Raw genomic sequence first — 1558 nt, forward strand, 5'->3', positions numbered from 1 at the left:
GGCCATCGAAGTCGCGAAGGCCGAGCGAGCAAGAAGGATCGCGCTCGAAGCGAAGGCTGAACGTGACCGTCCGTTCGTTGAGCGCGCGAAGGCCCACGCCGGCGGATCAGGAAACGTCAATCGAACCGACTTCGGCCGCGAAGTAATCACATGGGCTGAGGCGCACGGCGTCCGTGTCATGCACGCCGAGATCCGCAAGTTCCTGTCAAGGAAGCTCCACCTCTTCACCCGCGGCGACCGCACCGACTCAGGTCAGGCGACGACGTGGGCGATCCGCCAGGGGTACGGGCACAACCGCAAAGACACCCGGAACGGCCGCAACGTATTCACCGGGCAACTCACCCCAGCTGGACAGGCATACGCCTGGGAACGCTGCGTCCGTCACATCGAGGAAAACGGAACCCTCAGCCTCCCGATCGAGGTCGACGCATGAATCCCGTTGAGCACCTATCCATCGCCGAATCCAAAGGTCGCCGCATGCCGCGAGTACTGAAAGACCCCACCACCGAAGCGCCCATCGTCATCGACCTTCCGTCCCGTCCGTGCCCGAAGTGCGGGCATGTCACCCAGGAAGGCGAGGCCATCACGAAAATGTTTCTCACCTGGTGGCATCACGAGTGTGCGGTGAAGTACTTGCTCGACGCCGGGCGCGATGAGGCGTGGCGTGTTCTGGGTCAGCAACTCTCGGACCGCCCATCACACTTCGGTGCCAGTGCCACCCGGGAGATTGTGAAGAACTTGCTCCGCATGGGCGGTGCCGCATGAACCTCCCACCCAATCCCGAGGCCACCCCAACCTCCGACGACATCCGCAAGATCGTCCGCGAAGAGATCGACATCCGCCTCGAGACGCTGCAGAACCTTCTCGAGCCAGCGCCCGAGCCTGTGATCCCCGGACTGATTCGCTTCGCCGTCGATGCTTTCGAGGTCGGCTCGCTCGCAGTGGCCATGCTCGGAGCGCTTGCGCTCAGCATTACGAAGGCGGCGATCCGATGACCGACAAACGAATCGAGATCACCGACCTTGGGCGCGCCGTCGTCGAATCCGGACTGACCGTGCGCCAGGCCCACGAGATCGCGAACGACTGCTCGGCTGAGCATCCGTGCGATGACTGCAGTCGGGAGATCCGATGACCGAGTTCGCACGCCAGTGGGCGATCCGCCTCCCCGACGGCAGCCTTTTCACCCCCATCCCGCCGCGCATCATCCCCGGAATCCCCGCGATGGAACCGCGCGTCGCCATCTTCGAGACCGAGGCCGACGCGGAAAACATGCTCGAGGATCTGCGGAAGCACGCCCAGATGGTGGGCGTGAGCAACCTCGGCGCAGTCCTCGTCTCGCGCGGCGTCGGGCCGTGGGGTGACGTCGATCTAACCGGCTTCCTTGCCGCGGTCGAGGGTCACGCGAACGGCGGTGACTCATGAGCCGCCCATACGAGGGCAACCTCGGCGCAGTCCTCGCCAGCATCCCGCCCACAGATCGCGCCCGGGCCCTGATCGAGCACCACGGCCGCATCGCCGACGCGTTCGTCGCCGAGTACAAGGCCGGTCTCTACGGAAC

4 protein-coding genes and 1 pseudogene are annotated in these 1558 nt (G+C 64.8%); all 5 read left to right on the plus strand.

Annotated features, from left to right (window positions below):
* A pseudogene (locus WAW17_RS29595) lies at positions 1 to 433 on the plus strand (hypothetical protein); the annotation flags it as partial.
* Between the two features lie 44 nt (positions 434 to 477).
* Complete coding sequence (locus WAW17_RS29600) at positions 478 to 765, plus strand: hypothetical protein (protein ID WP_422336416.1); 288 nt, start codon at positions 478 to 480, stop codon at positions 763 to 765.
* Complete coding sequence (locus WAW17_RS29605; RefSeq protein WP_422336417.1) at positions 762 to 995, plus strand: hypothetical protein; 234 nt, start codon at positions 762 to 764, stop codon at positions 993 to 995. Before WAW17_RS29600 ends, WAW17_RS29605 begins: the two co-directional genes overlap by 4 nt.
* A complete protein-coding gene (locus tag WAW17_RS29610) occupies positions 992 to 1132 on the plus strand; it encodes a hypothetical protein (RefSeq protein ID WP_422336418.1) in 141 nt (46 codons plus the stop codon). Before WAW17_RS29605 ends, WAW17_RS29610 begins: the two co-directional genes overlap by 4 nt.
* On the plus strand, positions 1129 to 1422 hold the full coding sequence (locus tag WAW17_RS29615; protein ID WP_422336419.1) for a hypothetical protein: 294 nt from the start codon (positions 1129 to 1131) through the stop codon (positions 1420 to 1422). Before WAW17_RS29610 ends, WAW17_RS29615 begins: the two co-directional genes overlap by 4 nt.
* The last annotated feature ends 136 nt before the right edge of the window (positions 1423 to 1558 follow it).

The sequence above is a fragment of the Rhodococcus sp. (in: high G+C Gram-positive bacteria) genome (genome assembly GCF_049286785.1).
Lineage (GTDB): Bacteria > Actinomycetota > Actinomycetes > Mycobacteriales > Mycobacteriaceae > Rhodococcus_F.